This is a genomic window from Pseudomonas sp. R76, from assembly GCF_009834565.1.
In the GTDB taxonomy this organism is placed as follows: Bacteria; Pseudomonadota; Gammaproteobacteria; order Pseudomonadales; family Pseudomonadaceae; genus Aquipseudomonas.
This window is the reverse complement of record NZ_CP019428.1, coordinates 1,808,057-1,834,271: the sequence shown is the minus strand read 5'-3', so window position 1 is coordinate 1,834,271 and position 26,215 is coordinate 1,808,057. Positions and strand designations below refer to the sequence as shown.

23 protein-coding genes are annotated in these 26,215 nt (G+C 61.3%); 12 read left to right on the top strand and 11 right to left on the bottom strand.

What is annotated here, in order from left to right; translation table 11 throughout:
• Positions 1-43 precede the first annotated feature (43 nt).
• From PspR76_RS08300 to PspR76_RS08290, 3 genes are all read right to left on the bottom strand, one after another.
• Complete coding sequence (locus PspR76_RS08300) at positions 44-358, bottom strand: amidase (RefSeq protein ID WP_159954757.1); 315 nt, start codon at positions 356-358, stop codon at positions 44-46.
• Entirely contained in the window at positions 355-1,428 is a 1,074-nt protein-coding gene (locus PspR76_RS08295; protein WP_159954756.1) for a serine hydrolase domain-containing protein, read from the bottom strand. Before PspR76_RS08295 ends, PspR76_RS08300 begins: the two co-directional genes overlap by 4 nt.
• Before the next feature lie 107 nt (positions 1,429-1,535).
• Positions 1,536-2,294 carry a hypothetical protein gene (locus tag PspR76_RS08290; RefSeq protein ID WP_159954755.1) on the bottom strand — a complete coding sequence of 253 codons (759 nt, stop codon included), beginning with the start codon at positions 2,292-2,294 and terminating at the stop codon, positions 1,536-1,538.
• Between the two features lie 227 nt (positions 2,295-2,521).
• Between PspR76_RS08290 and olsB the strand changes: the two genes are divergently transcribed.
• Both olsB and PspR76_RS08280 read left to right on the top strand, forming a co-directional pair.
• The gene (olsB, locus tag PspR76_RS08285) at positions 2,522-3,277 is read left to right on the top strand and encodes an L-ornithine N(alpha)-acyltransferase (RefSeq protein ID WP_032888332.1); all 756 of its coding nucleotides are present in this window, start codon (positions 2,522-2,524) and stop codon (positions 3,275-3,277) included.
• Positions 3,277-4,068, top strand: a complete 792-nt coding sequence (locus tag PspR76_RS08280; protein WP_159954754.1) for a lysophospholipid acyltransferase family protein — start codon at positions 3,277-3,279, stop codon at positions 4,066-4,068. Before olsB ends, PspR76_RS08280 begins: the two co-directional genes overlap by 1 nt.
• A gap of 112 nt (positions 4,069-4,180) precedes the next feature.
• On the opposite strand, the gene PspR76_RS08275 is transcribed toward PspR76_RS08280, so the two are convergent.
• Positions 4,181-4,765 (bottom strand): acyl carrier protein phosphodiesterase, encoded by a 585-nt coding sequence (locus tag PspR76_RS08275; RefSeq protein ID WP_159954753.1) that lies wholly within the window; start codon positions 4,763-4,765, stop codon positions 4,181-4,183.
• 154 nt (positions 4,766-4,919) lie between these two features.
• Between PspR76_RS08275 and PspR76_RS08270 the strand changes: the two genes are divergently transcribed.
• From PspR76_RS08270 to PspR76_RS08260, 3 genes are read left to right on the top strand one after another with little or no spacing between them, the layout of a single operon-like run.
• Positions 4,920-5,246 carry an ArsR/SmtB family transcription factor gene (locus PspR76_RS08270; RefSeq protein ID WP_159954752.1) on the top strand — a complete coding sequence of 109 codons (327 nt, stop codon included), beginning with the start codon at positions 4,920-4,922 and terminating at the stop codon, positions 5,244-5,246.
• 14 nt (positions 5,247-5,260) lie between these two features.
• The gene (locus tag PspR76_RS08265; RefSeq protein ID WP_159954751.1) at positions 5,261-6,427 is read left to right on the top strand and encodes an MFS transporter; all 1,167 of its coding nucleotides are present in this window, start codon (positions 5,261-5,263) and stop codon (positions 6,425-6,427) included.
• Between the two features lie 31 nt (positions 6,428-6,458).
• Positions 6,459-7,514 carry an alkene reductase gene (locus PspR76_RS08260; RefSeq protein ID WP_159954750.1) on the top strand — a complete coding sequence of 352 codons (1,056 nt, stop codon included), beginning with the start codon at positions 6,459-6,461 and terminating at the stop codon, positions 7,512-7,514.
• Between the two features lie 319 nt (positions 7,515-7,833).
• Here the strand turns inward: PspR76_RS08260 and PspR76_RS08255 are convergent, their stop codons facing one another.
• Positions 7,834-8,505 (bottom strand): TetR family transcriptional regulator, encoded by a 672-nt coding sequence (locus tag PspR76_RS08255; RefSeq protein ID WP_159954749.1) that lies wholly within the window; start codon positions 8,503-8,505, stop codon positions 7,834-7,836.
• A 286-nt stretch (positions 8,506-8,791) separates the two neighbouring features.
• On the opposite strand from PspR76_RS08255, the gene PspR76_RS08250 reads away from it, so the two are divergent.
• From PspR76_RS08250 to PspR76_RS08220, 7 genes are all read left to right on the top strand, one after another.
• On the top strand, positions 8,792-9,943 hold the full coding sequence (locus PspR76_RS08250) for an efflux RND transporter periplasmic adaptor subunit (RefSeq protein WP_159954748.1): 1,152 nt from the start codon (positions 8,792-8,794) through the stop codon (positions 9,941-9,943).
• A 3-nt stretch (positions 9,944-9,946) separates the two neighbouring features.
• Positions 9,947-13,111, top strand: coding sequence for an efflux RND transporter permease subunit (locus PspR76_RS08245; RefSeq protein WP_159954747.1), 3,165 nt, complete (start codon positions 9,947-9,949; stop codon positions 13,109-13,111).
• Complete coding sequence (gene adeC / locus PspR76_RS08240; protein WP_159954746.1) at positions 13,108-14,565, top strand: AdeC/AdeK/OprM family multidrug efflux complex outer membrane factor; 1,458 nt, start codon at positions 13,108-13,110, stop codon at positions 14,563-14,565. The genes PspR76_RS08245 and adeC overlap by 4 nt, the downstream gene beginning before the upstream one ends.
• A 267-nt stretch (positions 14,566-14,832) precedes the next feature.
• A complete protein-coding gene (locus PspR76_RS08235) occupies positions 14,833-16,530 on the top strand; it encodes a molecular chaperone HscC (protein ID WP_159954745.1) in 1,698 nt (565 codons plus the stop codon).
• Positions 16,531-16,541: 11 nt separating this feature from the next.
• Entirely contained in the window at positions 16,542-18,164 is a 1,623-nt protein-coding gene (locus tag PspR76_RS08230; RefSeq protein ID WP_159954744.1) for a J domain-containing protein, read from the top strand.
• A 166-nt stretch (positions 18,165-18,330) separates the two neighbouring features.
• Positions 18,331-19,581, top strand: a complete 1,251-nt coding sequence (locus PspR76_RS08225; protein WP_159954743.1) for an OprD family porin — start codon at positions 18,331-18,333, stop codon at positions 19,579-19,581.
• A 209-nt stretch (positions 19,582-19,790) separates the two neighbouring features.
• Positions 19,791-20,675: a polysaccharide deacetylase family protein gene (locus PspR76_RS08220; protein WP_159954742.1), complete on the top strand. Its 885-nt coding sequence runs from the start codon at positions 19,791-19,793 to the stop codon at positions 20,673-20,675.
• 30 nt (positions 20,676-20,705) lie between these two features.
• On the opposite strand, the gene pcaC is transcribed toward PspR76_RS08220, so the two are convergent.
• The 6 genes from pcaC to pcaH form a co-directional block, all read right to left on the bottom strand.
• The gene (gene pcaC, locus PspR76_RS08215; protein WP_159954741.1) at positions 20,706-21,101 is read right to left on the bottom strand and encodes a 4-carboxymuconolactone decarboxylase; all 396 of its coding nucleotides are present in this window, start codon (positions 21,099-21,101) and stop codon (positions 20,706-20,708) included.
• 178 nt (positions 21,102-21,279) lie between these two features.
• On the bottom strand, positions 21,280-22,071 hold the full coding sequence (pcaD, locus tag PspR76_RS08210; RefSeq protein ID WP_159954740.1) for a 3-oxoadipate enol-lactonase: 792 nt from the start codon (positions 22,069-22,071) through the stop codon (positions 21,280-21,282).
• A gap of 10 nt (positions 22,072-22,081) precedes the next feature.
• Positions 22,082-23,446: a 3-carboxy-cis,cis-muconate cycloisomerase gene (locus PspR76_RS08205; protein WP_159954739.1), complete on the bottom strand. Its 1,365-nt coding sequence runs from the start codon at positions 23,444-23,446 to the stop codon at positions 22,082-22,084.
• A gap of 10 nt (positions 23,447-23,456) precedes the next feature.
• Positions 23,457-24,752 (bottom strand): MFS family transporter, encoded by a 1,296-nt coding sequence (locus PspR76_RS08200; protein ID WP_159954738.1) that lies wholly within the window; start codon positions 24,750-24,752, stop codon positions 23,457-23,459.
• A 188-nt stretch (positions 24,753-24,940) separates the two neighbouring features.
• Positions 24,941-25,507 carry a protocatechuate 3,4-dioxygenase subunit alpha gene (gene pcaG / locus PspR76_RS08195; RefSeq protein ID WP_159954737.1) on the bottom strand — a complete coding sequence of 189 codons (567 nt, stop codon included), beginning with the start codon at positions 25,505-25,507 and terminating at the stop codon, positions 24,941-24,943.
• Position 25,508: 1 nt separating this feature from the next.
• Positions 25,509-26,213 (bottom strand): protocatechuate 3,4-dioxygenase subunit beta, encoded by a 705-nt coding sequence (pcaH, locus tag PspR76_RS08190; protein ID WP_159954736.1) that lies wholly within the window; start codon positions 26,211-26,213, stop codon positions 25,509-25,511.
• Positions 26,214-26,215 lie beyond the last annotated feature (2 nt).

Sequence of the window (26,215 nt, the reverse complement as noted above, 5' to 3'; positions counted from 1 at the left end):
TGCATCGCAGGCAAGCCAGCTCCCACAGAAAATCCTGGGTGTGTCAGGGGTTGAGGCGGCAGCCTTGACGGTCGCCTAGCCAGCGCGCCGTGTGCGTGCGCCCCAACCCGCTCGCCGTCACTTCACTGCGCTCCGGGTTGTCGCTGAATGCGCTGGTCGGCACGTATTGCTTCACATAACCCAGGCAATAGTCGGCGGGATTGTTCTGCACGTACCGGCACGAGCAGTACTCCTTGGCCGTGTACGCCGCGATGATGTCGGGGAAGGCTTGCAGGTTGACGCGTTCGTGCCAAATCCAGCCCAGCAGAGCGAGTAACAGCAGCAGAAAAACGCTGATAAACGGATGACGACGAATCATGGTTGCACCGCCGCAAGCACGCGTTTGAGCAGTTCGTTGTGGCGGTACGTGCCGTCGCGGTCATCGCCGTAACGCACGATCACCAGGTGTTCATCGGGCAGCACGTACAGCGCCTGGCCCCAGTGGCCGAGGGCGGCGAAGGTGTCGGCGGGTGCGTCGGGCCATGGTTTTGGGGCGCCCCGGTTGAGCCACCATTGCCCGCCGGGCACGGCTTCGTCCTGGCCGGGTTTGTACTTGTCGAAGGGTTGGCAGTTGAAGGCGACCCATTCTTTGGGCAGCAACTGCTGCTCACCCCAGCGACCGTCGCGCGCCATCAACAGGCCGACCCGCGCCAAATCGCGGGCGGTGAGGTAGGCGTAGGACGAGGCGACGAAGGTTTCGTCGGCGTCGGTTTCCCAGGTGGCGTCGTGAATGCCCAGCGGCTTGAACAGCGCATCCCACGGGTAACTCATATAGGCCTTGTGGCCGAGCATGCCTTTGAGCGCGGCGGAGAGGATGTTGCTGTCGCCGCTGGAGTAACGGAAGGCCTGGCCCGGTGCGGCGACGGCTTCGGTGTCGGCGGCAAACTCGGCCATGTCGGCGCGGCCACGGGTGTAGAGCATCGCCACCACCGAGGATTTCAGCGGCGCATATTCGTAGTCTTCCTGCCAATCCAGGCCCGAGGCCCAGTGCAGCAGGTCGGCCAGGGTCACCTTGGGGTGCTGTTTCATCGGCGGGTAGAAGCGTGCGGCGGGGTCGGTGAGTTTGAAGCGGTTTTCGCCGTAGGCCACGCCGAGCACGGTGGCCATCAGGCTTTTGCTGACGGACCAGGTCAGGTGCGGGGTGCTGGCGGTGGTAGGTGCGGCGTAGCGTTCGTAGATGATCTCGCCATCGCGGATCACCAGCAGCGCGTCGGTGCGAATGCCTTGGCGGGTGGCGTCGTCACGCGGCGGAAAAGCGTAGCTATCCAGAGCATCGACAGCGGGTCCTGAGAGCGTCGCACCCCTGGCCCAGTCCTTGTCAGGCCAGGTTTCGGCGTGGGCGGCGACGGTGACAAACAGCAGGGCAACGCACAACAAGCCTCGGACCATGGACGCAAACTCAAGGGGGCATTCAAGCCCGCGAGCCTAGCCCGGAAAAGTGACAAGTTAGCGACAGCGATCCTCCCAGGCGGGCAAGGTTTTGCTGAAAAAGCCGGTCATGGCTTAAACGCATACGCTTGATAGATCGAAGTGGTGGGCGGCGTACCGCCCTTTTTCCCCCAGCGCTCCTCATGCCCATCAGCGGCAAACTCAATATGGCTGCCAGACTGGAACATCCCCATCCTGCCGTTAACCAGTTCGTGGATCGACACGGGTTCCACCTGCTCCCATAACCCCAGCCGCCTGAAGGCATATTCAGCGCTACTGCCGCCACTGCACAGCACCTTCAGGGCCTGGCTGTACGTTCCATACCCGGCCTCCAGGTAACGCTTGGCGCTGACCGCAAACAGGAAATTGGCGTACAGCAACGTCGTAGGGTCCTCGCCTTTGAAACCCGCTGCCGTAGCGGCCTGTTTGAGTTCTTCTCTGCCCAGGTACGTCGACTCGCCGTTTCTCAGGACAATCTGAAAGCCATCGGCTGTTTCTTTTACAGACTTGAAGACATCCAGCGGGCTTTTGCCGAATTGCATCATCGCCAGCTTGATCACCGCGATGGCCAGGCAGTTATCGGCCCCCCACTGGCTGAAGTCCCCCCAAATATTCTCAGGTTTGCCCCTTGGGTAGTCGTGTATCCACCGGTAGTCATACAGCTGCGAACCAAGAATGACCGGGCGATTGCTCATTTTTGTGCCATAGCTGCGGCCGTCCTGAGGGTTCACTCCGGTCTTGCCGTCAAGGGGTGAACCCTGCAAATGCCCGCCGCCTTGAGCATCCCATTGCGCGGGAGGGAGGGTCCACTCGATTGAATTCGGCATGTCTTTTTCCCCATTGAACAAAGGTTTTTCGTCATATCTGCATCAGCATCCCACCGTCTAATTGGTGGACGGGCGCAATCGAGTTCCACCCAAGCCTGGTGCCGAGCCCTGAGGCCTGTCATCCAACCGTCACCGTAACTTCATGGTGCTGACACCGAGCCTACCTAGCCTGAGTTTGGACAAACAAGTCGACTGGCCGGTACGTGGCCGGCACTCGGAGATTCGCCATGACTCAGATCGCCCGCATCAGCGACACCGGCAATGAACGCCGTCTGCAAGCCGAACGCCTGGTTGGCGCACAGGCGCTGCAGGAAGCCCAGGCCCTGCGGTTCAACGTGTTCAGCGGCGAGTTCAATGCCAAGCTGAAAGGCGCGGAACTGGGTCTGGACATGGATGACTATGATGTTCACTGCAGCCACATCGGCGTGCGCGATTTGAACAGCGGTCGACTAGTGGCCACCACCCGTCTGCTCGACCACCAGGCCGCGAGCACCTTGGGCCGGTTCTACAGCGAAGAAGAATTCAGCCTGCATGGTTTGCTGCACCTGCAAGGCCCGATCCTGGAGATCGGCCGCACCTGCGTCGATCCGGCTTACCGCAACGGTGGCACCATCGCGGTGTTGTGGGGCGAGTTGGCGGAAGTCTTGAACCAGGGCGGCTACAGCTACTTGATGGGTTGCGCGAGCATCCCGATGCACGACGGCGGCATCCAGGCCCACGCGATCATGCAGCGCCTGCGCGAACGCTACCTGTGCAACGAACACCTGCGCGCCGAGCCGAAAAAGCCGCTGCCGGCGCTGGACCTGCCGACCAACGTGATCGCCGAAATGCCGCCGCTGCTCAAGGCCTATATGCGCCTGGGCGCGAAGATCTGCGGCGAGCCGTGCTGGGATGAAGATTTCCAGGTGGCCGACGTGTTTATCCTGCTCAAGCGCGACGAGCTGTGCCCGCGTTACGCCCGCCACTTCAAGGCGGCCATGTAATGGCCCGCCTGCGGGTGTACGGGCGCATTGCCCGGGTGCTGCTGGTGGTGGCGCTGGGCTTGAGCATGGCCAGTGTGTTTGGTGTGTTCGAACGTTTGGGCGTGGCTAATTCGATGGTGCGGCGCCAGCGTTGGTCGCGGTTTTTCATGGCGCGGCTGACCAACGCCCTGCCCTTTCGCGTGACGGTGCACGGTGAGCTGCCAAAAACGCCGATGCTGTGGGTGAGCAATCACGTGTCGTGGACCGACATCCCACTGCTGGGCATGGTCACGCCGCTGTCATTTTTGTCCAAGGCCGAAGTGCGCACCTGGCCGGTGGCCGGTTGGTTGGCAGCCAAGGCCGGCAGTTTGTTTATCCGCCGTGGTTCGGGCGACAGCCAGTTGATCCGCAAGCAGATGACTCGTCACCTGGAGCAACAGCACCCGCTGCTGATGTTCCCGGAAGGCACCACCACCGACGGGCGCAGCCTGCGCACGTTCCACGGGCGCTTGCTGGCCAGTGCGATTGATGCGGATGTGTCGCTGCAACCGGTGGCGATTCGTTACCTGCGCGATGGGCAAGTGGATGCGCTGGCGCCGTTTATTGGCGATGACGATTTGCTCTCACACCTGATGCGTCTGTTTGCCAACGACCAGGGCGATGTGGAAATCCATGTGCTCAAGCCGATTGCCTGCGCCGGACAGGAACGCGCGGCGCTGGCATTCCAGGCGCAACAGGCGGTGCAGAAGGCGTTGTTTGGGCCGTTGCCGGAGGCGGAGCAGGTGGATGCTCGGCCGGCGTTTGCGGCTTAAGATGAACTGAACACCGGTTCAAATGTGGGAGCTGGCTTGCCTGCGATAGCGGTGGGTCAGCCACATCTCTTCAACTGACAGACTGCTATCGCAGGCAAGCCAGCTCCCACAGTTAGATCTCAGTTGTCAGTTGGAGCTGTGCAAATTTCTGCAACTCTGGGTAGAACAGCCGAAAATCTTCACTCAGCGGTTCATACAACACCCGCAACTCCTGCATCGCATGCCTTAATTCCTCAGGCTGCGTCAGCCGCCGCGAAATCCCGCGCAACACCTGCTCCATCACCGCGAACTCACGATACGAACCCAGCCAATCATCCGCCGCCATGTACGGCGCGATCTGCGCCAGCCGCTCCGGCAGCTGCGGTTCGGCGGCCAGCACGCGGTATACCTGGGCGGTGAAACGCTCCAGCGGCTGGTCGGCATACTGCGCCCAATCCCGCGCCAGGCAGTGATCGAAAAACACATCGAGGACAATCCCGGCGTAGCGCTTGCGAGTCAGGCTGAAGCGTGACAACGCCTCGCCGACCAACGGGTGGCTGTCGGTGAAACGGTCGATGGAGCGATGCAGCTGAATGGCCGACTCGATTTGCGGGCTGTACTGGCCCTGCAGCCGGCCTTTGACGAAGTCGCCATAAAGGCTGCCCAGCAATTGCGCAGGAAGTTGGCCGCCCAGGTGCAGATGTGCGAGATAATTCATGCCGCGCAGTCTACCACTGCCGAATCCGTATCGTTATAACCCGATATACCGAAATAGCCTGACCTAAGATCAAAAGCATATTGGTGTATCGGGATATAACGATTTAAAGTTCGCCTCATCGCGATATAACGTTTTACGACACCGAGCCCCTGCCATGTCCATTGACCTCGACGAAATAATAAAAGCCCTGGCGCACCCAGTACGACGAGACATTCTCACCTGGCTGAAAGACCCGAAAGTGCAGTTCCCCGAGCAAGTGCACCACCACGAATACGGCATCTGTGCCGGGCAGATTGACCAGCGCTGCGGCTTGTCCCAGTCGACCGTGTCGGCCCACCTGGCCACGTTGCAACGGGCCGGGTTGATCAGCAGCCAGAAGGCCGGGCAGTGGCACTTTTTCAAACGCAATGAGGAAACGATTCAAGCCTTCCTCACGGCGCTCACGACTGAACTCAGCGCTGAAATCATCGAACCGCTGTAACCAAGGAAACGATAATGCCCCTCTCGCTACTCATACTGGCCCTCAGCGCCTTCGCCATCGGCACCACCGAGTTCGTCATCATGGGCTTGCTGCCCGATGTGGCGGCGGACTTGGGCGTGTCGATCCCCGGCGCCGGCTGGCTGGTCACCGGCTACGCCCTGGGCGTGGCCATCGGCGCCCCTTTCATGGCACTGGCCACCGCCAAGCTGCCACGCAAGGCCGCCCTGGTAGCGTTGATGGGCATTTTTATCATTGGCAACCTGCTCTGCGCCCTGGCCAGTGACTACAACGTGCTGATGTTTGCCCGTGTGGTCACCGCGCTGTGCCACGGTGCGTTCTTTGGGATTGGTTCGGTGGTTGCCGCCAACCTGGTGCCGGCCAACAAACGTGCGTCGGCCGTGGCGTTGATGTTCACCGGTTTGACCCTGGCCAACGTGCTGGGCGTGCCGCTCGGCACCGCACTGGGCCAGGAAGCCGGCTGGCGCTCGACCTTCTGGGCGGTGACGGTGATTGGTGTGGTGGCGTTGATCGGCCTGATCCGCTTTCTGCCGGCCAAGCGTGACGAAGAAAAACTCGACATGCGCGCCGAACTCGCCGCACTCAAGGGCGCCGGCATCTGGTTGTCGCTGACCATGACCGCACTGTTCGCCGCCTCCATGTTCACCCTCTTCACCTACGTCGCGCCGCTGCTCGGCGACGTCACCGGCGTGTCGCCCAAAGGCGTGACCTGGACCCTGTTGCTGATCGGCCTGGGCCTCACCGTGGGCAACATCATCGGCGGCAAGCTGGCGGACAAACGCCTGGCGGCCACCTTGATCGGCGTGTTCATCAGCATGGCGGTGGTCTCCACCGTACTGACCTGGACCAGCGTCGCGGTGATCCCGACTGAAATCACTCTGTTCCTGTGGGCCACCGCCTCGTTCGCCGCCGTCCCGGCGCTGCAGATCAACGTGGTGACCTTCGGCAAGGCCGCGCCAAACCTGGTGTCGACCCTGAACATCGGCGCCTTCAACATCGGCAACGCCCTCGGCGCCTGGGTCGGCGGCAGCGTGATTGCCCACGGCTTCGGCCTGACCAGCGTGCCCTTGGCGGCTGCCGCCCTGGCGATCCTGGCCCTGCTGGTGACCCTGATTACTTTCCGTCAGAGCGGCAATGCCGACCTGGCCCCTGCGACCAACTGATCAATCCACTTAAAGAGAAAGGTGTTATCCCATGACGACTATTTTCGATCCGATCAAACTGGGCGACCTGGAACTGTCCAACCGCATCATCATGGCGCCGCTGACCCGCTGCCGCGCTGATGAAGGTCGCGTGCCGAACGCGCTGATGGCCGAGTACTACGTACAACGCGCCTCTGCCGGGCTGATCCTCAGCGAAGCCACGTCCGTAACGCCACTGGGCGTGGGCTACCCGGATACGCCGGGCATCTGGTCCAACGACCAGGTACGCGGTTGGGCTAACGTGACCAAGGCCGTGCACGGCGCAGGCGGTAAGATCGTCCTGCAACTGTGGCACGTCGGCCGCATTTCCCACGAGTCCTACCTGAACGGTGAAACCCCGGTGGCACCGAGCGCGATCCAGCCTAAAGGCCACGTCAGCCTGGTGCGCCCACTGGCCGACTACCCGACGCCTCGCGCCCTGGAAACCGCTGAAATCGCCGACATCGTCGACGCTTACCGCGTGGGTGCCGAAAACGCCAAGGCTGCCGGTTTTGACGGCGTGGAAATCCACGGCGCCAACGGCTACCTGCTCGACCAGTTCCTGCAGAGCAGCACCAACCAGCGCACCGACAACTACGGTGGCTCCCTGGAAAACCGTGCGCGCCTGCTGCTGGAAGTGACTGACGCCGCCATTGAAGTGTGGGGCGCCGGCCGTGTCGGTGTGCACCTGGCACCGCGCGCCGACTCCCATGACATGGGCGACGACAACCTGGCGGAAACCTTCACCTACGTCGCCAGCGAACTGGGCAAGCGTGGCATTGCGTTCATCTGCTCGCGTGAAAAAGAAGCCGGCGACAGCCTCGGCCCACAACTGAAAAAAGCCTTCGGCGGCGCGTATATCGCCAACGAACGCTTCACCAAGGACAGCGCCAACGCCTGGCTGGCCTCCGGCAAGGCAGACGCGGTAGCCTTCGGCGTACCGTTCATTGCCAACCCTGACCTGCCGGCGCGGTTGAAGGCCGATGCGCCGCTGAACGAAGCGCACCCGGAAACGTTCTATGCCAAAGGCCCGGTCGGTTATATCGACTATCCAACCCTGGCCCTGTGATGTAACCAGCTGAAACGAAAAAGCCCCGGTTCGCAGGAACCGGGGCTTTTTATCGCCTGTTTGATCGTTCCCACGCTCTGCGTGGGATTGCCGCCCTGGACGCTCTGCGTCTGCTCCTTAAGCGTGACGCAGAGCGTCACAGGAAGCGTTCCCACGCGGAGCGTGGGAACGATCATACAAAGGCTGGGAAACATTCCTTCACAGCCTTGCAACAATATTGCTACAAAATACTTAGGCGGCTACCTATCAACCGCCCGCCAGCCCGTATATAAAGTCACCCCACCGATCAGCCGAAGGGACGATTGACTGTCTCTGGTCTTTACTGTTGACACAACTGGATGCAATTACGCATTTTGTCTAAATTGCGTAGGCTGGGGCTCAAGCGCAGCATGTCCAGCCCTGCATCAACCCAACGCTCGGCCTCTTGATGCAACTGAAAGCTGTCGGGCACCAGCAGCCATTGGCCAATCAGCCCATTGATGTACGCATGCATGCACACCGCACCACGGGTGGTGTCGAGATTTTCCGGAAGTTGCCCACGATGGACCGCGTTACGCAAAGTCAGGCCGATACGCAGGTTACATTCCAGGCTATGGGTCTGGCGCTGGCGACGCATGTCACACATTTCATCGGTGAACTCGCACTTATGAAACAAAATTTCGTTGATGCGCCGGGTTTTCGGATCCAGGGCCACCTGATGGAACAAATGAATCAACAGCTTGCGCATACAGCCCAGCGGGTCGACCTCATCCTCGCTTTCACTGGCCCGGGCCAATTCGTCCAAGGGTTCGTGCAGCGTGTCGAGCAGTGCCTGCAGCAAATCGGACTTGTTGCTGAAATGCCAATAGATAGCGCCGCGCGTCACGCCGGCCAACGCAGCGATGTGCGCCAGCGTAGTGCGCGCAACGCCGCGCTCATAAAACGCCTGTTCGGCGGCGTCGAGAATCTGGCTGCGCGTTTCCTGAGCTTCCTCTTTGGTGCGACGAACCATGGCAGTAAAACCTCAATCAGAACACTTGGGACTATCGGTAACGCAGCTTTAATAGGCGCCAACGATCATCTGAATAATTGTGGGACGACGCCGTCATGGGCACCGAACGTACTAAAATCGAGGCTTTGGCAGTTGCTTTGTCAACAATCTGCGAAGCCTGTCAAGAGTTTACAAACAACCATGAACGTAAGTATATTGCGTAGCAAGCTACTTATCTACTCACAGCTTGTTTTTTACCCTTCCACACTTCTTGTGCGCATTCTGCGCGCCTGACCCGAGGATCTTCATGCAACTTAAGCCAGCTGTTACCGCTCTGGTCACTGCCGTCGCCCTGGCATCGCTGCTCAGCGGATGTAAAAAGGAAGAGGCGGCTCCGCCCGCTCAAACCCCTCAGGTCGGCGTGGTCACTATTCAACCGCAAGCCTTTACCCTGACCTCCGAGCTGCCGGGCCGCACCACGGCCTATCGCATCGCGGAAGTTCGGCCTCAGGTCAACGGCATTATTCTCAAGCGCCTGTTCAAGGAAGGCGCCGACGTGAAGGAAGGGCAACAGCTCTACCAGATCGACCCGTCGGTGTATGACGCCACCCTGAAAAGCGCACAAGCAAGCCTGACCCAGACCAAGTCGATCACCGACCGCTACAAGCAGTTGGTCGATGAGCAAGCCGTCAGCCGTCAGGAATACGACACCGCCGTCGCCAACCGCATGACCGCAGAAGCAAACGTTCAAACCGCCCAGATCAACGTGCGTTACACCAAAGTGTTCGCGCCGATCTCCGGGCGTATTGGCCGTTCTTCGGTGACCGAAGGCGCGCTGGTCAGCAATGGCCAGGCCGATGCCATGGCCGTGATCCAGCAACTGGACCCGATCTACGTCGACGTCACACAGTCTTCGGCTGAAATGCTGAAACTGCGCCGCGACCTGGCTAGCGGTCAGCTGGAAAAAGCCGGCGAAAATGCTGCCAAGGTCAAGCTGACCCTGGAAGACGGCACGCCTTACAGCCAGGACGGCAAGCTGGAGTTCTCCGAAGTGTCGGTCGACCAGACCACCGGTTCCGTGACCCTGCGCGCGGTGTTCCCGAACCCTGACCACACCCTGCTGCCGGGCATGTTCGTACACGCCCAACTGCAAGCCGGTGTGAACAGCAAGGCCATCCTGGCTCCGCAGCAAGGCGTGACCCGTGACCTGAAGGGCACTCCAACGGCGCTGATCGTCAACGCCGACAACAAGGTCGAGCAGCGTGTACTGGTGGCCAACCGCACGTACGGCGCCTACTGGCTGGTGGAAAAAGGCCTGAACGCCGGTGACCGCGTGATCACAGAAGGCTTGCAGTACGTCAAGCCGGGCGCCGAGGTCAAGGTCAAACCGGCCGACAACGCCAAGCCTGCTGATGCGGGCAGTGCTGCTCCTGCTGCCGCTGCCGGCAAAGGGGAGTAACCCATGTCGAAATTTTTTATCGACCGTCCCATTTTCGCCTGGGTTATTGCCCTGGTGATCATGCTGGTCGGGGCACTTTCGATCCTGAAGTTGCCCATCAACCAATACCCGGCCATCGCGCCGACCGCCATCGACATCCAGGTGACCTACCCAGGCGCGTCCGCACAAACCGTGCAGGACACCGTGGTGCAGGTGATCGAGCAACAGCTCAACGGTATCGACAACCTGCGTTACGTTTCCTCGGACAGTAACTCCGACGGCAGCATGACCATCACCGTGACATTCAACCAGGGTACCAACCCGGACATCGCCCAGGTTCAGGTGCAGAACAAGCTGAACCTGGCGACGCCACTGCTGCCGCAAGAAGTGCAGCAGCAGGGTATCCGCGTAACCAAGTCGGTGAAGAACTTCCTGATGGTGATCGGTCTGGTGTCGGAAGACGGCAGCATGACCAAGGACGATCTGTCCAACTACATCGTGTCGAACATCCAGGATCCGATTTCGCGGACCGCCGGTGTGGGTGACTTCCAGGTATTCGGTTCGCAGTACGCCATGCGTATCTGGCTGGACCCGGCCAAGCTGAACAACTACCAGCTCACGCCGGTAGATGTCAGTACGGCGATCTCGGCTCAGAACGTGCAGGTGGCTACTGGCCAACTGGGCGGCCTGCCAGCCCTGCCCGGTACTCAGCTGAACGCGACCATTATCGGTAAGACTCGCCTGCAGACTGCAGAGCAGTTCGGCAATATCCTGATGAAGGTCAATACCGACGGCTCACAGGTACGCCTGAAGGATGTCTCCCGTATTGAGCTCGGTGGTCAGAACTACAGCATCGCTGCGCAGTTCAACGGCAAGCCGGCTTCCGGCATGGCGATCAAGCTGGCCTCGGGCGCCAACGCCCTGGACACCGGCAAGGCCATCCGCGCCACCGTAGCGTCGCTTGAACCGTTCTTCCCGCCAGGCATGAAGGCGGTGGTGCCGTATGACACGACCCCAGTGGTGACCGAATCGATCTCCGGTGTAGTTGACACCCTGGTCGAAGCGATCGTGCTGGTGTTCCTGGTGATGCTCCTGTTCCTGCAGAACTTCCGCGCCACCATCATCACCACCATGACCGTACCGGTGGTGCTGCTGGGTACCTTCGGGATCCTCGCGGCGTTCGGTTTCACCATCAACACCCTGACCATGTTCGGCATGATCCTGGCCATCGGCTTGCTGGTGGACGATGCCATCGTCGTGGTGGAAAACGTCGAGCGGGTAATGGCCGAGGAACACCTGTCGCCCAAAGAAGCGACGGTCAAGTCCATGGGCCAGATCCAGGGCGCCCTGGTGGGTATTGCGCTGGTACTGTCGGCGGTACTGTTGCCGATGGCGTTCTTCGGCGGTTCCACCGGTGTGATTTACAAACAGTTCTCCATCACCATCGTTTCGGCCATGGCGTTGTCGGTACTGGTTGCGCTGATCTTCACCCCGGCCTTGTGCGCCACCATGCTCAAGCCGATCGACCCGGAAAAACACGGCCAACCCAAGCGTGGTTTCTTCGGCTGGTTCAACCGCACCTTCGACCGTGGCGTACTGAGCTACGAGCGCGGCGTGGGCAACATGATCAAGCACAAGATTCCGGCGTTCCTGGTGTACCTACTGATCTTCGCCGGCATGATCTGGCTGTTCATGCGCATCCCAGCGGCGTTCCTGCCCGATGAAGACCAGGGCGTTATCTTTGCCCAGGTACAGACGCCGGTCGGTTCTACGGCTGAACGTACGCAGAAAGTCATCGACGATATGCGTGCCTACCTGCTCAACGATAAGGAAGGCGAGCCGGGCGAAGGCAAAGGCGTGAAATCGGTGTTTACCGTAAACGGCTTCAACTTCGCCGGTCGCGGCCAAAGCTCGGGCCTGGCATTTGTGATGCTCAAGCCATGGGGCGAGCGTGACGCCTCCAACTCGGTCTTCGAAATCGCCAAGCGCGCCCAGGGCTACTTCATGCAGACATTCAAGGACGCCATGGTATTTGCCATCGTGCCCCCGTCTGTACTGGAACTGGGTAACGCCACCGGCTTCGACGTGTTCCTGCAAGACCAGGGCGGTGTTGGTCATGACAAATTGATGGCGGCGCGTAACCAGTTCCTCGGTATGGCAGCACAAAGCAAGATTCTGGCAGGCGTGCGACCCAACGGCGTGAACGATGAGCCGCAGTACGAGCTCACCGTCGATGACGAGAAAGCCAGTGCCCAAGGCATCACCCTGTCGAATATCAACCAGACCCTGGCAATTGCCCTGGGTGGCAGCTACGTCAACGACTTCATCGACCGCGGTCGTGTGAAGAAGGTGTACGTGCAAGGTGACGCCGCCAGCCGCATGTCCCCTGAAGACCTGGACAAATGGTACGTGCGCAGCGACTCCGGGAAGATGGTGCCGTTGTCCTCCATCGCTTCGGGCAAGTGGATCTTCGGTTCGCCGAAACTTTCGCGCTACAACGGTGTAGCGGCGATGGAAGTCCTCGGTACACCGGCGCCGGGCTACAGCACCGGTGACGCCATGGCCGAAGTCGAGCATATTGCCAAGCAACTGCCTGCAGGTGTTGGCTATGCGTGGACGGGGTTGTCGTACGAAGAACGTTTGTCCGGCTCCCAGGCTCCTGCGCTGTACGCCTTGTCGCTGCTGGTGGTGTTCCTCTGCCTCGCAGCACTGTACGAAAGCTGGTCGATCCCGATCGCAGTTATCCTGGTAGTGCCGCTAGGGGTTGTGGGTGCGTTGATAGCAACCAGCATGCGTGGGTTGTCCAACGACGTGTTCTTCCAGGTGGGCCTGTTGGTAACGGTGGGCCTGGCCGCGAAGAACGCCATCCTGATCGTGGAGTTTGCCAAAGAGCTGCACGAACAAGGCAAAGGCATCGTCGAGGCAGCCATTGAGGCGTCCCGCATGCGTCTGCGACCGATCATCATGACCTCCATGGCGTTCGTCCTCGGCGTATTGCCGCTGGCGATCTCCACCGGCGCAGGCTCAGGCAGCCAGCACGCGATCGGTACCGGCGTAATTGGCGGTATGATCACCGCCACCGTCCTGGCGATCTTCTGGGTGCCACTGTTCTATGCAACCGTGTCGTCTGCCGGCGAGCGCAACAAAAAGTCGGACACTACTGAAACTCCTAAAGAGGCTGGCCAATGAGCAAGTCGCTACTTTCCCTAGCCGTCACGGCATTCGTGCTCAGTGGCTGCTCGCTGATACCTGACTATCAGCGCCCCGAAGCGCCGGTGGCGGCCCAGTACCCGCAGGGGCCGGCGTATTCGTCGGCCCAGGCGCCGGGCCAGGCCGCTGCCGAGCAGGGCTGGAAGCAGTTTTTCCATGACCCTGCCCTGCAACAGCTGATCCAGACCGCGTTGGTCAACAACCGTGACCTGCGTGTCGCGGCCCTGAACATCGACGCCTATGCAGCGCAGTACCAGATCCAGCGTGCCGACCTGTTCCCGGCTATTTCGGCCACGGGCAGCGGCAGCCGCTCGCGAACCCCGGCCAAGCTGTCGCAAACCGGCGAAGCGGGCATCACCAGCCAGTACTCGGCTGGCCTGGGGATCAGCTCGTATGAGCTGGACCTGTTCGGCCGCGTGCGCAGCCTGAGTGAAGAAGCACTGCAAAAGTACTTCGCCACTGAAGAAGCGCGGCGCAGCACCCAGATCAGCCTGGTGGCCAGTGTGGCCAACGCCTACCTGACCTGGCAGGCCGACAAGGAACTGCTCAAGCTGACTCAGGACACTCTGGGCGCGTTCGAGCAGAGCTACAAACTGACCTCGCGCAGCAACGAAGTCGGCGTGGCCTCGGCCCTCGACCTCAGCCAGGCGCGCACCTCGGTGGAAAACGCCCGCGTGGCACTGGCGCGTTATACCCGCCAGGTGGCCCAGGACGAAAACAACCTGACCCTGCTGCTCGGCACCGGCCTGCCGGCGAATATCGCCAGCAAGCCACTGTCGGATGACCTGCTCAGCGAAGTGCCTGCCGGGTTGCCATCGGACCTGCTGCAACGTCGTCCCGACATTGTGCAGGCCGAATACAACCTCAAGGCCGCCAACGCCAATATCGGCGCGGCGCGTGCAGCGTTCTTCCCGAGCATCAGCCTGACGGCCAGCGCCGGCACCGCCAGCCCAACCCTGGGCGGCCTGTTCAAAGGCGGCTCGGGCACCTGGTCGTTTGCACCGCAGATCAACATCCCGATCTTCAACGCCGGTAGCCTGCGCGCAAGCCTGGACTACTCGAAGATCCAGAAAGAGATCAACGTGGCCAACTACGAGAAGGCGATTCAGACCGGCTTCCAGGAAGTTTCCGACGGCCTCGCCGCCCGTGAAACCTACAAGCAGCAGTTGGATGCCCAACGTGGCTTCGTCGCGGCCAACCAGGATTACTACCGCCTGGCCGAGCGTCGCTACCGCATTGGTGTCGACAGCAACCTGACGTTCCTCGATGCCCAACGCCAGCTGTTCAGTGCCCAGCAATCGCTGATCACCGACCGCCTGGCGCAGCTCAACAGCGAGGTCAACCTGTACAAGGCCCTCGGCGGTGGCTGGAACGAGCAGACCGCGAAGAACGAGCCGTTGAAAGAAGAAGCACCGGCACTGAAGTTGTTCTGATCGTGCTGCTGTAAATAAAACCGCTTCCCTTACCGGAAGCGGTTTTTTTTTTTGCCGGTTCATTGACCACCGCGGATCAAAGGTGGGAGCTGGCTTGCCTGCGATAGCGGTGTGTCAGCCACACCTGTACTGACTGACCGGCCGCTATCGCAGGCAAGCCAGCTCCCACAGGGCAACCCGACTCCGTCTTGCGCCTTGCTTTCTGCCAAACCTTTCAGGGTAAAATTGGTTACAGATTCTTACAGACCACAGAGGGAGCTTGTCGTAATGATCGTAGGAATCGACCTGGGGACGACCAACAGCCTGGCCGCCGTCTGGCGCGGTGACGCTGCCGAAATGGTGCCCAATGCCCTTGGCCAGTTGCTGACCCCGAGTGTGGTCGGCCTGGATGATCAAGGCCGCATCCTGGTGGGCCAAGCCGCCAAGGAACGCCTGCACACCCACCCGCACATGACCACGTCGCTGTTCAAGCGCTTCATGGGCAGTGCCACGGAAGTACGCCTGGGCGACCGTTCGTTCCGCCCCGAAGAACTCTCGGCGCTGGTACTCAAAAGCCTCAAGGAAGACATCGAGCGCACTTACGGCCAGACCGTCACCGAAGCGGTGATCAGCGTGCCCGCCTACTTCAGTGACGGCCAACGCAAGGCCACGCGCATCGCCGGTGAGTTGGCCGGGCTCAACGTTGAAAAACTCATCAACGAACCCACCGCCGCCGCGTTGGCCTACGGCCTGCACCAGCGTGACAAGGAAACTTCGTTCCTGGTGTTCGACCTCGGCGGAGGCACCTTCGACGTGTCGATCATCGAGCTGTTCGACGGCGTGATGGAGGTGCGTGCCAGCGCCGGCGACAACTTCCTCGGCGGCGAAGATTTCGACACCCTGTTGCTCGAACACTTCGTCGACAGCCAGCGCAATGCCCAAGGCTTCCCGCCCACCAGCAGTGTGCTGCAAGCCCTGCGCCGCGAAGCCGAGCGCGTGCGCAAAGCCTTGGGCCAGGACGACAGCGCCGAATTCGCCCTGCGCGTCGACGGCCAGCAGTGGGTCAGCACCATCACTCAGGCCGAACTCGCCAAGCTCTACACGCCCTTGCTGGAGCGCCTGCGCGCGCCGATTGAACGGGCCCTGCGCGACGCGCGGATTCGCGTCGGCGACCTCGATGAAATCCTGCTGGTCGGCGGCACCACGCGCATGCCATTGGTGCGCAAACTGGCGGCTGGTCTGTTCGGGCGCTTCCCGTCCATCAGCCTCGACCCCGACCAGGTGGTCGCCCACGGTGCGGCGATCCAGGCCGCGCTCAAGGCCCGTTCGGCAGCGCTGGAAGAGATCGTGCTGACCGACGTCTGCCCTTACACCCTGGGCATCGAAACCTCGAACCAGTACGGCGGCCATATCGAAAGCGGGCATTACCTGCCGCTGATCGAGCGCAACAGCAGCGTGCCGGTCAGCCGGGTCAAGAGCGTGGTCACCCTGCACGACAACCAGAGTTACGTGCTGTTGAAAATCTATCAAGGCGAAAGCCGCCTGGTGCGCGACAACATCGAACTGGGCCAGCTGGAAATTCCCGTGCCCAAGCGCAAGGCCGGCGAAGTCTCGCTGGACGTGCGCTTCACCTACGACAACAACGGCCTGCTCGAAGCCCAGGTGAACATCCCGCTGACCGGCGAGCAGCACTCGCTGGTGATCGAGAACAACCCCGGCGTGCTGAGCCCGCAGGAGATCCAACAACGCCTGCAAGCCCTGGCGCTGCTGAAGATTCACCCACGCGATCAGCAGGTCAACACCGTGCTGACCGCCCGCCTCGAACGGCTCTACCAGGAAAACCTCGGCGAGTTGCGCGAGCAGCTCGGGCACTGGGCCGCGCAGTTCCAGCAAGTGCTCGACACCCAGGATGAACGCCGCATCCGCGAGGCCCGCAGCGAGCTGACCCGTCAACTTGAGCAACTCGACAACGGCTTCTGGCGCTGAGAGAAATCGACATGGACTGTTGGACAGTGTTGCAACTGGCGGACGATGCCGACGAGCGCACCATCAAGCGTACCTACGCGCGGCTGCTGAAAAGCTGCCGCCCGGACGATGATGCCGAGGGTTTCCAGCGCCTGCGCGAAGCGTATGAAAACGCGCTGAATATCGCGCGCTGGCGGGCCGAGCATGAGGAAGAAGACGAAGACGTCCAGGTCATCAACGCGCCAGTGGCCGAACTGGCCGACGGCAACCCGCATGAGTACGCGGAATTCGCCCACATACGCCCCGTCAGCCCTGCCCCGTTCGACCTGCCGCCCGAGCAGACGCGCGCGCAAGCGCTGATCAACGGGCTGGGCGCTCATAACCTCGGCGAGCGCTGGGAACAGGCCCAGCAACAACGCTGCGCCGATGCGTTCCAGGCAGCCTTGCTGCGTCACTGTTTCGAGGCCCCGGGGGAGCGCGCAGCGATTGCCGCCTGGGCGGTGCAGCAGCTGGAATGGCTGACGCCCTGGCAAGGTGTAGCGATGAGCCCCTGGCAACACGAGGCACTCAGCGGCGAGCTGCTGCAGGCCTATCGCCAGACGCTGCAGGAACAGCTGGAGCAAAAGGCCGAGCGCGAGTTCGTCAACCAGCTCAACGCCTACAACCAGCAACCCTGGCTGCGGGTGTTTGACCTGCAGCAACAGTGGCAGCGCATCCTCCTGCAACTGCTGCACGACACCCAATGGAGCGTGCCGCTGTTCGAGCGGGTGTGCCAGGCGTTTGGCTGGGATGACCAGAAAGGCGTGTACCCGGAACCAGCGTGGATGTGGCGCCAGCTGGTCTCGCGCTGCGAGCAGGAAAGCTTCTTCGACAACCTGCTAGACAAGGCCCACGATACCCGCCGCACCTCCGCCGATGCCCTGGCGGCGCGCCTGCTGGTTACGGTGATGAGCGTGAAGGAACAGAAACGCTTGGTCGAAGGCTTTGATGACCCTGCGTGGAATGCCACTCAACACCTGGCTGAAGTGCTGACCTGGCGCTACCCGGCCTTGCTCGAACGCCTGCCGGATCCGAACGTTTTTTTCTGGCGCAAATTCCTGCCGCGCGGGGTGACCCTTGATAGCTGGATCAGAGTCTGGGCCGGGTTGGCCCTGGCCAGCGGCCTGGCCTTTCATCCACTCCTCGACACCTCGCTGCCGGCCAAATTCTTTTTGTTTATCCTGCTGACAGCCCTTCCCGCAATCTTCGCCCTGCGCGGTGCCCAAATATGGGCAGATTTCGCCTCTCGCCTGATCGTCCAGGACCTGTGGCTCAGCGAACGCCTGCTGCCCAAGCGGCTGAGCATCGACCAGTTCAGGCTGGTGCTACGCCATGGTATTCCGCAATTGGTGTTACTCCTGGTGTTTGGCTACATCCTCGGGATCATGGGCATGCTGACCCACCTGGGCATGATCCTGATCAGCCTGTTTCACTCGCGGCGAATCGGCAAGGTCAACGAAAATTTCAATGCCAGGATCCCTTGGATCAAAGGGTTGCACTGGGCCTATTGGAGCCCGCTGCAAGTGGTGTTTCTGGCGGCAATGGTGGCTACAACCCTCGCCTGCCAGAAATATCTGCCGGCCATCCCGTGGACCAGTTTGAACTCGCTGCGCTAGCCCTTCGAAAAAAGCCCAGTAAACCGGGCCGGACCTCCTGAGTCCGGCCCGCCAACTTGCGTTCGATCATCGCCCACAACCCGCCTCTCCCCACTTCCAACGCCACCGCACCGCCAAGCACCATGGCCGGCACCTGCATAACCCCAATAACAACAGGTCCAACACCATGAGCATTTTCCAACCGCGCCAGCTGTGGCTGGCAACCGCTGTCGCCAGTTTTGCCCTGCCTGTCGTCGCTGAAGAACACGGCTTCCTTGAAGACGCCAGCGCCAACCTCAACCTGCGCAATTTCTTTTTCAACCGCAACTTCACCAACCCGACCAAAGCCCAGGGCGGCGCGCAGGAGTGGACGCAAAGTTTCATTCTCGACGCGCGCTCCGGCTTCACCCAGGGCACGGTAGGTTTCGGAATGGATGTGTTGGGCATGTACTCGCAAAAACTCGATGGCGGGCGCGGCACCGGCGGCACCCAGCTGTTGCCGCTGGACCACGACGGCCGCCCGGCAGATAACTTCGGGCGCCTGGGCGTGGCGTTCAAGGCGCGGATTTCCAAGACCGAACTGAAGGTGGGCGAGTGGATGCCGGTGCTGCCTATCCTGCGCTCCGACGATGGCCGTTCGCTGCCGCAAACCCTGCGCGGCGGGCAGATCACCTCCAAGGAAATCGACGGCCTGACCCTTTACGGCGGCCAGTTCCGCGCCAACAGCCCGCGCGACGACAGCAGCATGACGGACATGTCGATGTTCGGGAAAGCCGCCTTCACCTCCGACCGCTTCAATTTCCAGGGTGCCGAATACGCCTTCAACGACAAGCGCACGCAGGTCGGCGTGTGGAATGCCCAACTCAAGGACATCTACCGCCAGCAGTACGTCAACCTGATCCACAGCCAGCCCGTGGGTGACTGGACCCTGGGCGCCAACCTCGGGTTCTTCTACGGCAAGGACGACGGCAGCGCCCGCGCCGGCAGCCTGGACAACAAAACCTGGTCCGGCCTGTTCTCGGCCAAATACGGCGGCAACACATTCTATGTTGGCCTGCAAAAACTCACCGGCAACAGCGCGTGGATGCGCGTCAACGGCACCAGCGGCGGCACCCTGGCCAACGACAGTTACAACGCCAGCTACGACAACGCCGAAGAGAAATCCTGGCAAGTGCGCCACGACTACAACTTCGCCGCCCTCGGCATCCCGGGCCTGACCTTGATGAACCGCTACCTCAGCGGCAGCAATGTGCACACCGGCACCATCACCGATGGCAAGGAGTGGGGCCGCGAGAGCGAACTGGGCTACACGGTGCAGAGCGGCACCTTCAGGGATCTCAACGTGCGGTGGCGTAATTCGAGCATGCGCAGGGACTACAGCAACAATGAGTTTGACGAGAATCGGTTGATCGTCAGCTATCCAATCAGCCTTTTGTAAACGCCCTGGTCAGGCCATGCTCCAGCCGCGCGCGTTAACTGTTCGCGGCTGACACCTGAAAAGCGGGCTGAGACAACAGCCCGCTATCCTTAAGACCAGCGGCAGCATTTACCCGTTATAGCCGGCGCGATCATGCTGTATCGTGCACGCGCCCTTGAGTCGACACATGGAGGTCATCGACACGGATCACCCTCTTAACCCAGGCCGCCATGAACTATCTCATTGTCATTCTGTCGATCCTGCTCAGCGGCTGCATCGGCGCGCCCATCGCCCTGACGCCGCAGACCGAACAGCGTTTGCAGGCCCAGGCCCCGATCCGCTTCCTGCTGACCTTCGATGACGGCCCCAGCGCTTCAGGCTACAACAACCCGAGCCGTTCAGTGATAGCCGACCTGGCGCACAACCCGATACTGCCGGGCATCAAGGCGGTGTTCTTCCTGCAAACCGAGGCGTCGCGCTCCGGTGGCAGCCCGCGGGGTCGCAAGACCATGGTGCGTGAATACGCAGCCGGTCACGTCCTGGCCTTCCACACCGCCACGGGGTTTCACACCAACCACCGCTGGCTAAGTGACGCCGAGCTTGAACGCACCCTCAGCCAAGGCGCAGCGGACATTGCCTCGATCACTGGCGCATCGCCCCTGCTGGTGCGCCCGCCGTTCTGGAACTATGACAAGCGCACCTTCGCCGCCTACCAGCGCCACGGCATGCACGTATTGCTGACGGACCTGAGTGCCAATGACGGCAAGATCTGGGGCTTCAACGGCAGCCCACGGCGGCGGGCGAATTTGTACCGGCAACTGTCAGTGGTGCGCGAGCGCATTGCCTTGGGCGAACTGCCGACGGTGGATGGCGTGATACCGGTGGTGGTGACCTTTCATGACATCAATCGCTACACCGCGCGGCACATGCAGGAGTACTTGCAGATTCTGATGGACAGCGCCCGGATCAACGGCATGAAGACCGCCGCCGAGCCGTTCTACACCGACCACGCCACGCTGGAACGCGCGGCGCTGGCACGTACGGTGAAGGATGTGAATGAAGAGGTGCATTTGCCGGGAGTGTGGAACTGGATATGGGATGCCGATTCACACTGATCCAGCAAACACAGATGCGTGTGTTTCAATTCAGTCCTGCCGCGACTCCACGCCGAGTTCATCCCACACCGACTCGGCGAGATGGAAGGTCGCATTCGCCGCCGGAATACCGCAATAAATCGCGCTCTGCATCAGCACTTCCTTGATCTCGGCGCGGGTCACGCCATTGCTCGCGGCCGCACGCAGGTGCAACTTCAACTCTTCACTGCGGTTCATGCCGATCAGCATGGCGATGGTGATCAGGCTGCGGGTGTGCCGCGGCAGGCCGGGGCGGGTCCAGATATCGCCCCAGGCGTGGCGGGTGATCATTTCCTGGAACTCGCTGTTGAACTCGGTAAGGGCATTCAGGCTGCGGTCGACATGCGCGTCGCCCAGCACTTCGCGGCGCACTTGCAGGCCGTCGGCGTAACGTTGTTTCTCGTCCACAAAAAGCTCCTTAGCGTAAATGGCCCGGAGAACGGCATACCTTGTGGCGAGGGAGCTTGCTCCCGTTGGGCTGCGCAGCAGCCCCAGTCAGGTATGCGCATTCTTACCGGAAAACTTGAATGGGCGGATTTGGGACTGCTTCGCAGTCCAGCGCGAGCAAGCTCGCTCGCCACAGGGTTTAATCGGCCAGCAAGAACTTCAGTACTCGGTTACTGAAATCAGCCCCGGCCTGGACGTTGGAAAGGTGGGCCGCATAGAACTCGGCGTATTCGGCGCCCTTCACATGGTTCTGGATAAAGTGGCTACCGGCCGGCGGTGTGACCGCATCTTCAGTACCGGCAATCACCAAGGTCGGCGCTTTGATCGAGGCCACCTGCTCACGGAAATCCGCATCACGCACCGCTGCGCAGTTGGCGGCGTAACCCTTGGGCGAAGTGGCCGCGAGCATGTCGGTAATCTGCTTGGCCTGGTGCGGGTTGGCGGCGGCAAAATCGGCGGTGAACCAGCGCGCAATCGACGCATCGCGCAACGCCACCATGGCTGCCGGACCCTCACGCAAGACCATCTCGATACGCGGGTTCCACACCTCCGGTGTGCCGATCCTGGCGGCGGTGTTGCACACCACCAGGCGCTGCAAACGCTCACCGGCATGGATGCCCAACCATTGCCCAATCAGGCCGCCCATGGATAAACCACAGAAATGCGCACGCTGGATATCCAATGCATCCAGCAGCGCGATCACGTCGTAGCCCAGTTGCTCAATGCTGTACGGCCCCTCGGTGACCAGGGACTTGCCGTGGCCACGGGTGTCGAAACGCAGCACACGAAAATGCTCGGTAAAAGCCGGGATCTGGATGTCCCACATATGCAGGTCGGTGCCCAGGGAGTTGGACAATACCAACACCGGCGCTTCCACTGGCCCATCCAGTTGGTAATGCAGTTCGCCCTCGGCGAGTTGTACAAAGGCCACAGCGGTCTCCTTACGCGGTCAATGCAAAATGGTCGGCCACCGCGCGGGTGACCCAGGTGCGGGCCTGGCCCAGGTAGTGAGCAGGGTCGAGCAGGCGGTCCAGTTCAACCGCTGACAACTCGGCGGTCACCTGCGGTTCGTCCGCGAGCACCGCGCGCAGATGGCGCCCTTGCGCGACGGCGCGCTTGCAACATTGCTCCAGCAGATGATGCGCGGTGTCGCGGCCCAAGCGCTGGGCCAGCACGATGCTGACGGCTTCTGCCAGCACCAGGCCTTGAGTCAAATCGAGGTTGTGCGCCATGCGCTCAGGGGCGACTTCCAACCCCTCGCTCACCAGCAACGCCTGCTTCAAGGCACCAGACACCAACCGACAAATCTCCGGCAAGGTTTCCCATTCGGCGTGCCACAGGCCCAGGCTGCGCTCGTGTTCCTGGGGCATGGCGCTGAACATTGTCGCGACCAACCCCGGCACACGGGTCGCCGCGCTGATCAGCACAGCGGCACCCACCGGGTTGCGTTTGTGCGGCATGGTCGACGAACCGCCTTTGCCGGGCGCCGAAGGTTCAAACACCTCTGCCGCTTCGGTCTGCATCAACAGGCTGATATCACGGCCCAACTTACCCAGGCTGCCGGCAATCAGGCCGAGCACACTGGCGAACTCCACCAGCCGATCGCGTTGGGTGTGCCAGGGTTGCTCGGGCAAGCTCAACTGCAACTCCGCCGCCAAGGCTTCGGCCACGGGCATGGCCTGCTCACCCAGCGCCGCCAGGGTGCCGGACGCGCCGCCGAATTGCAGCACCAACAGGCGCGGCTTCAGCTCGGCAAGGCGCTGGCGACTGCGCGTCACCGCCCCCAGCCAACCGGCGATTTTCATCCCCAGGGTGACCGGCGTCGCGTGTTGCAACCACGTGCGCCCGGCCAACGGCACGCTCGCATAACGCTGGGCCTGCTGGGCAAGGACTTCACCCAATTGCGCCAAATCGGCTTCGATCAACACCAACGCGCGGCGCAATTGCAGGACCAGGCCAGTGTCCATCACGTCCTGGCTGGTCGCACCCAGATGCACGTAACGTTCGGCGTCGGCATCTTCACTGGCAATCAACTTGCCCAGCGCCTTTACCAACGGGATCGCCGAATTGCCCGCCGTGGCAATCGCCACGCCGAGCGCATCCACATCGTACAAAGACGCCAGGCAGGCCTGGGCAATCGGTGCAACGGCGGCCTGCGGAATCAGCCCGACCTGGGCCTGCGCCCGGGCCAGAGCCGCTTCAAAATCCAGCATGCCCTGCAAACGCCCCTGATCGCAGAACACTTCGGCCATGCTGTAAGCGGTGAAGTAAGCGTCGAACAATTGGTTGCTCGTGCGCAGTGTCATAACGCGTCCCTTATAGATCGTGGTGCAGGTACGCCGCCTCTTTCGGCAGGCGCAAGCTGAACAGGAAGGCGATCGCCATCATCGCGGTGACATACCAGTAGAAGGCGTTTTCCATGCCGATGGATTTAAGGCTCAACGCGACGACTTCCGCCGAACCACCAAAAATCGCATTCGCCACCGCATAGGCCAGGCCCACGCCCAAGGCACGCACCTGGGGCGGGAACATTTCCGCTTTGACCAGGCCGCTGATCGAGGTGTAGAAGCTGACAATCGCCAACGCCAGGGTGATCAGGACAAAGGCCAGGAACGGGCTGCTGACGGTTTTCAAGGTCAGCAGAATCGGCACGGTGAACAGCGTGCCAAGACCGGCAAACCAGAGCATCGAATTGCGGCGGCCGATCTTGTCCGCCAACATGCCGAACAGCGGCTGCATGCACATGTAGAGAAACAGCGCGCCCGTCATGATGTAGCTCGACGTCTTGGCGTGCATGCCGACGGTGTTCACCAGGTACTTCTGCATGTAAGTGGTGAAGGTGTAGAAAATCAGCGAGCCGCCGGCGGTGTAGCCCAGCACGGTAACGAACGCTTTGCCATGGTCGCGTAACAGCGCAACGATGCTGCCGGCGTCCTTGTCTTCGCGCATTTCCTTGCTGGTGGTTTCTTTCAAGGTGCGACGCAGCAGCAGAGAGATCACCGCCGCAATGGCGCCGATCACAAACGGAATCCGCCAGCCCCAGGCACGCAGTTCGTCTTCGCTGAGAAACTGTTGCAGGATCACCACGACCAGTACCGCCAGCAGTTGCCCGCCGATCAGGGTTACATACTGGAACGAGGCGAAAAAGCCACGCTGGCCCTTGAGGGCAATTTCACTCATGTAGGTCGCGGTGGTGCCGTATTCGCCGCCCACCGACAAGCCCTGGAACAAACGCGCCACCAGCAGCAAGGCCGGCGCCCAGGCGCCGATGTCTTTGTAAGTGGGCAAGAAGGCGATGACCAGGGAGCCGGCGCACATCATCAGCACCGAGATCATCATCGAGTTTTTACGGCCATGCTTGTCGGCCACGCGGCCAAACAACCAGCCGCCAATCGGTCGCATCAGGAACCCGGCAGCGAATACGCCGGCGGTGTTCAGCAGTTGGACCGTAGGGTCGTCCGACGGAAAAAACGCCGGGGCAAAATAGATGGCGCAGAAGGCATAAACGTAGAAGTCGAACCACTCGACAAGGTTGCCGGAGGAAGCACCGACAATCGCAAAAATCCGTTTGCTGCGTTCTTCTCCGGTGTAGTGACTCGTTGTTGTTGTCATGTTTTTTCACTCAGTGGGAACGGTTATAGCCTAGACATACTTTGCAACAACCATGTTCCGCAAGCAGACTTTTGGTGATCGTTCCCACGCTCTGCGTGGGAATGCCTTTTGTGACGCTCTGCGTCAGGCTTTGGGACGCAGAGCGTCCCTGGCTGCATGCCCACGCAGAGCGTGGGAACGATCGGGTCTCAATAGTCGAAGAACACCGTTTCCTTATCTGTGCCCTGCAAAATCACATTCCACTGATACACCCCTGCCCCATCCTGCTGGGCAATCAACGTGCCGCGCCGCTCGGCAGGCACGCACGCGAGCAACGGGTCGTCGCCATTCAACGCCTCGCCGTCAAAATAAATCCGCGTCAGCAGGTGCTTCACCAACCCACGCGCAAACACCAGCACCACCAGGTGCGGCGCCTGGGTCGTGCCTTTCAGCCCCGGCACGCTGCCCGGCTTGATGGTGGTAAAGCGAAAGCGCCCTTCGGCATCCACCGGCACTCGGCCAAAACCTTCGAAGTGAGGGTCGACGGCTTTGTCCTGCTCATCCTCCGGGTGGTCGTACTTGCCGGCCGCATTGGCCTGCCAGACTTCAAGCATGGCGTCGTTAACGACATCACCGTTGCCATCCACCACTTGCCCGCTGATGGCCACGCGTTCGCCAAGGGTGGCCGGCACGGTCAGGTCTTCGCGGTTCAGCCAGGTCAGGCCGATGTGGTAATACGGCCCGACGGTGTGGGACGTGGTCGCATTGAGTGTCATCTCATTTCTCCATCGGCGTGGCGTCGCGGCCGCGCAGGACGATGTCCCAGCGGTAGCCGAGGGCATAGGAAGGAATGGTTTTTTCCAGGTCAAAACGGGCGATCAGGCGCTGTTTGGCCGAGGTGTCCGGCACACAGTTGTAGATCGGGTCGTACTCCAGCAGCGGGTCGCCGGGGAAATACATCTGTGTGACCAGGCGCGTCAGCACGCTCGGGCCGAACAGGGAAAAGTGGATATGCGCCGGGCGCCACGCATTGTGATGGTTGCCCCACGGGTACGCACCGGGCTTGATGGTCTGGAACTGATACCAGCCATCGGCGTCGGTAACGGTGCGACCGGTGCCGGTGAAGTTCGGGTCCAGTGGCGCATCGTGCAGGTCACGCTTGTGGTTGTAACGGCCCGCAGCATTGGCCTGCCAGATCTCCACCAGAATGCCTGGCACCGGCAAGCCATTTTCATCCAGCACGCGGCCATGAATGATGATGCGCTCACCTTGAGGCTCGCCCTCGTGCTGGGCAGTCAGGTCATTGTCCTTCTCATTGACGCGCTCGGCGCCGATGGTCGGGCCGGTAATTTCCGACAGCGAATGCGGCAGAAACACCAATGGCTGGGACGGCGAACGCAGGTTCGTCGACTGGTAGGCCGGGTGCAGGTAATCAGGTTGAGTGCCCGCTTGCGGGCGCCGGTATCCGGGCTTGTCACTCATGG

Excerpts from the sequence above, each read along its gene's own strand:
- PspR76_RS08300 (WP_159954757.1), bottom strand. The coding sequence starts at position 358 with ATGATTCGTCGTCATCCGTTTATCAGCGTTTTTCTGCTGCTGTTACTC.
- PspR76_RS08295 (WP_159954756.1), bottom strand. The coding sequence starts at position 1,428 with ATGGTCCGAGGCTTGTTGTGCGTTGCCCTGCTGTTTGTCACCGTCGCC.
- PspR76_RS08290 (WP_159954755.1), bottom strand. The coding sequence starts at position 2,294 with ATGCCGAATTCAATCGAGTGGACCCTCCCTCCCGCGCAATGGGATGCT.
- olsB (WP_032888332.1), top strand. The coding sequence starts at position 2,522 with ATGACTCAGATCGCCCGCATCAGCGACACCGGCAATGAACGCCGTCTG.
- PspR76_RS08280 (WP_159954754.1), top strand. The coding sequence starts at position 3,277 with ATGGCCCGCCTGCGGGTGTACGGGCGCATTGCCCGGGTGCTGCTGGTG.
- PspR76_RS08275 (WP_159954753.1), bottom strand. The coding sequence starts at position 4,765 with ATGAATTATCTCGCACATCTGCACCTGGGCGGCCAACTTCCTGCGCAA.
- PspR76_RS08270 (WP_159954752.1), top strand. The coding sequence starts at position 4,920 with ATGTCCATTGACCTCGACGAAATAATAAAAGCCCTGGCGCACCCAGTA.
- PspR76_RS08265 (WP_159954751.1), top strand. The coding sequence starts at position 5,261 with ATGCCCCTCTCGCTACTCATACTGGCCCTCAGCGCCTTCGCCATCGGC.
- PspR76_RS08260 (WP_159954750.1), top strand. The coding sequence starts at position 6,459 with ATGACGACTATTTTCGATCCGATCAAACTGGGCGACCTGGAACTGTCC.
- PspR76_RS08255 (WP_159954749.1), bottom strand. The coding sequence starts at position 8,505 with ATGGTTCGTCGCACCAAAGAGGAAGCTCAGGAAACGCGCAGCCAGATT.
- PspR76_RS08250 (WP_159954748.1), top strand. The coding sequence starts at position 8,792 with ATGCAACTTAAGCCAGCTGTTACCGCTCTGGTCACTGCCGTCGCCCTG.
- PspR76_RS08245 (WP_159954747.1), top strand. The coding sequence starts at position 9,947 with ATGTCGAAATTTTTTATCGACCGTCCCATTTTCGCCTGGGTTATTGCC.
- adeC (WP_159954746.1), top strand. The coding sequence starts at position 13,108 with ATGAGCAAGTCGCTACTTTCCCTAGCCGTCACGGCATTCGTGCTCAGT.
- PspR76_RS08235 (WP_159954745.1), top strand. The coding sequence starts at position 14,833 with ATGATCGTAGGAATCGACCTGGGGACGACCAACAGCCTGGCCGCCGTC.
- PspR76_RS08230 (WP_159954744.1), top strand. The coding sequence starts at position 16,542 with ATGGACTGTTGGACAGTGTTGCAACTGGCGGACGATGCCGACGAGCGC.
- PspR76_RS08225 (WP_159954743.1), top strand. The coding sequence starts at position 18,331 with ATGAGCATTTTCCAACCGCGCCAGCTGTGGCTGGCAACCGCTGTCGCC.
- PspR76_RS08220 (WP_159954742.1), top strand. The coding sequence starts at position 19,791 with ATGAACTATCTCATTGTCATTCTGTCGATCCTGCTCAGCGGCTGCATC.
- PspR76_RS08205 (WP_159954739.1), bottom strand. The coding sequence starts at position 23,446 with ATGACACTGCGCACGAGCAACCAATTGTTCGACGCTTACTTCACCGCT.
- PspR76_RS08200 (WP_159954738.1), bottom strand. The coding sequence starts at position 24,752 with ATGACAACAACAACGAGTCACTACACCGGAGAAGAACGCAGCAAACGG.
- pcaG (WP_159954737.1), bottom strand. The coding sequence starts at position 25,507 with ATGACACTCAATGCGACCACGTCCCACACCGTCGGGCCGTATTACCAC.
- pcaH (WP_159954736.1), bottom strand. The coding sequence starts at position 26,213 with ATGAGTGACAAGCCCGGATACCGGCGCCCGCAAGCGGGCACTCAACCT.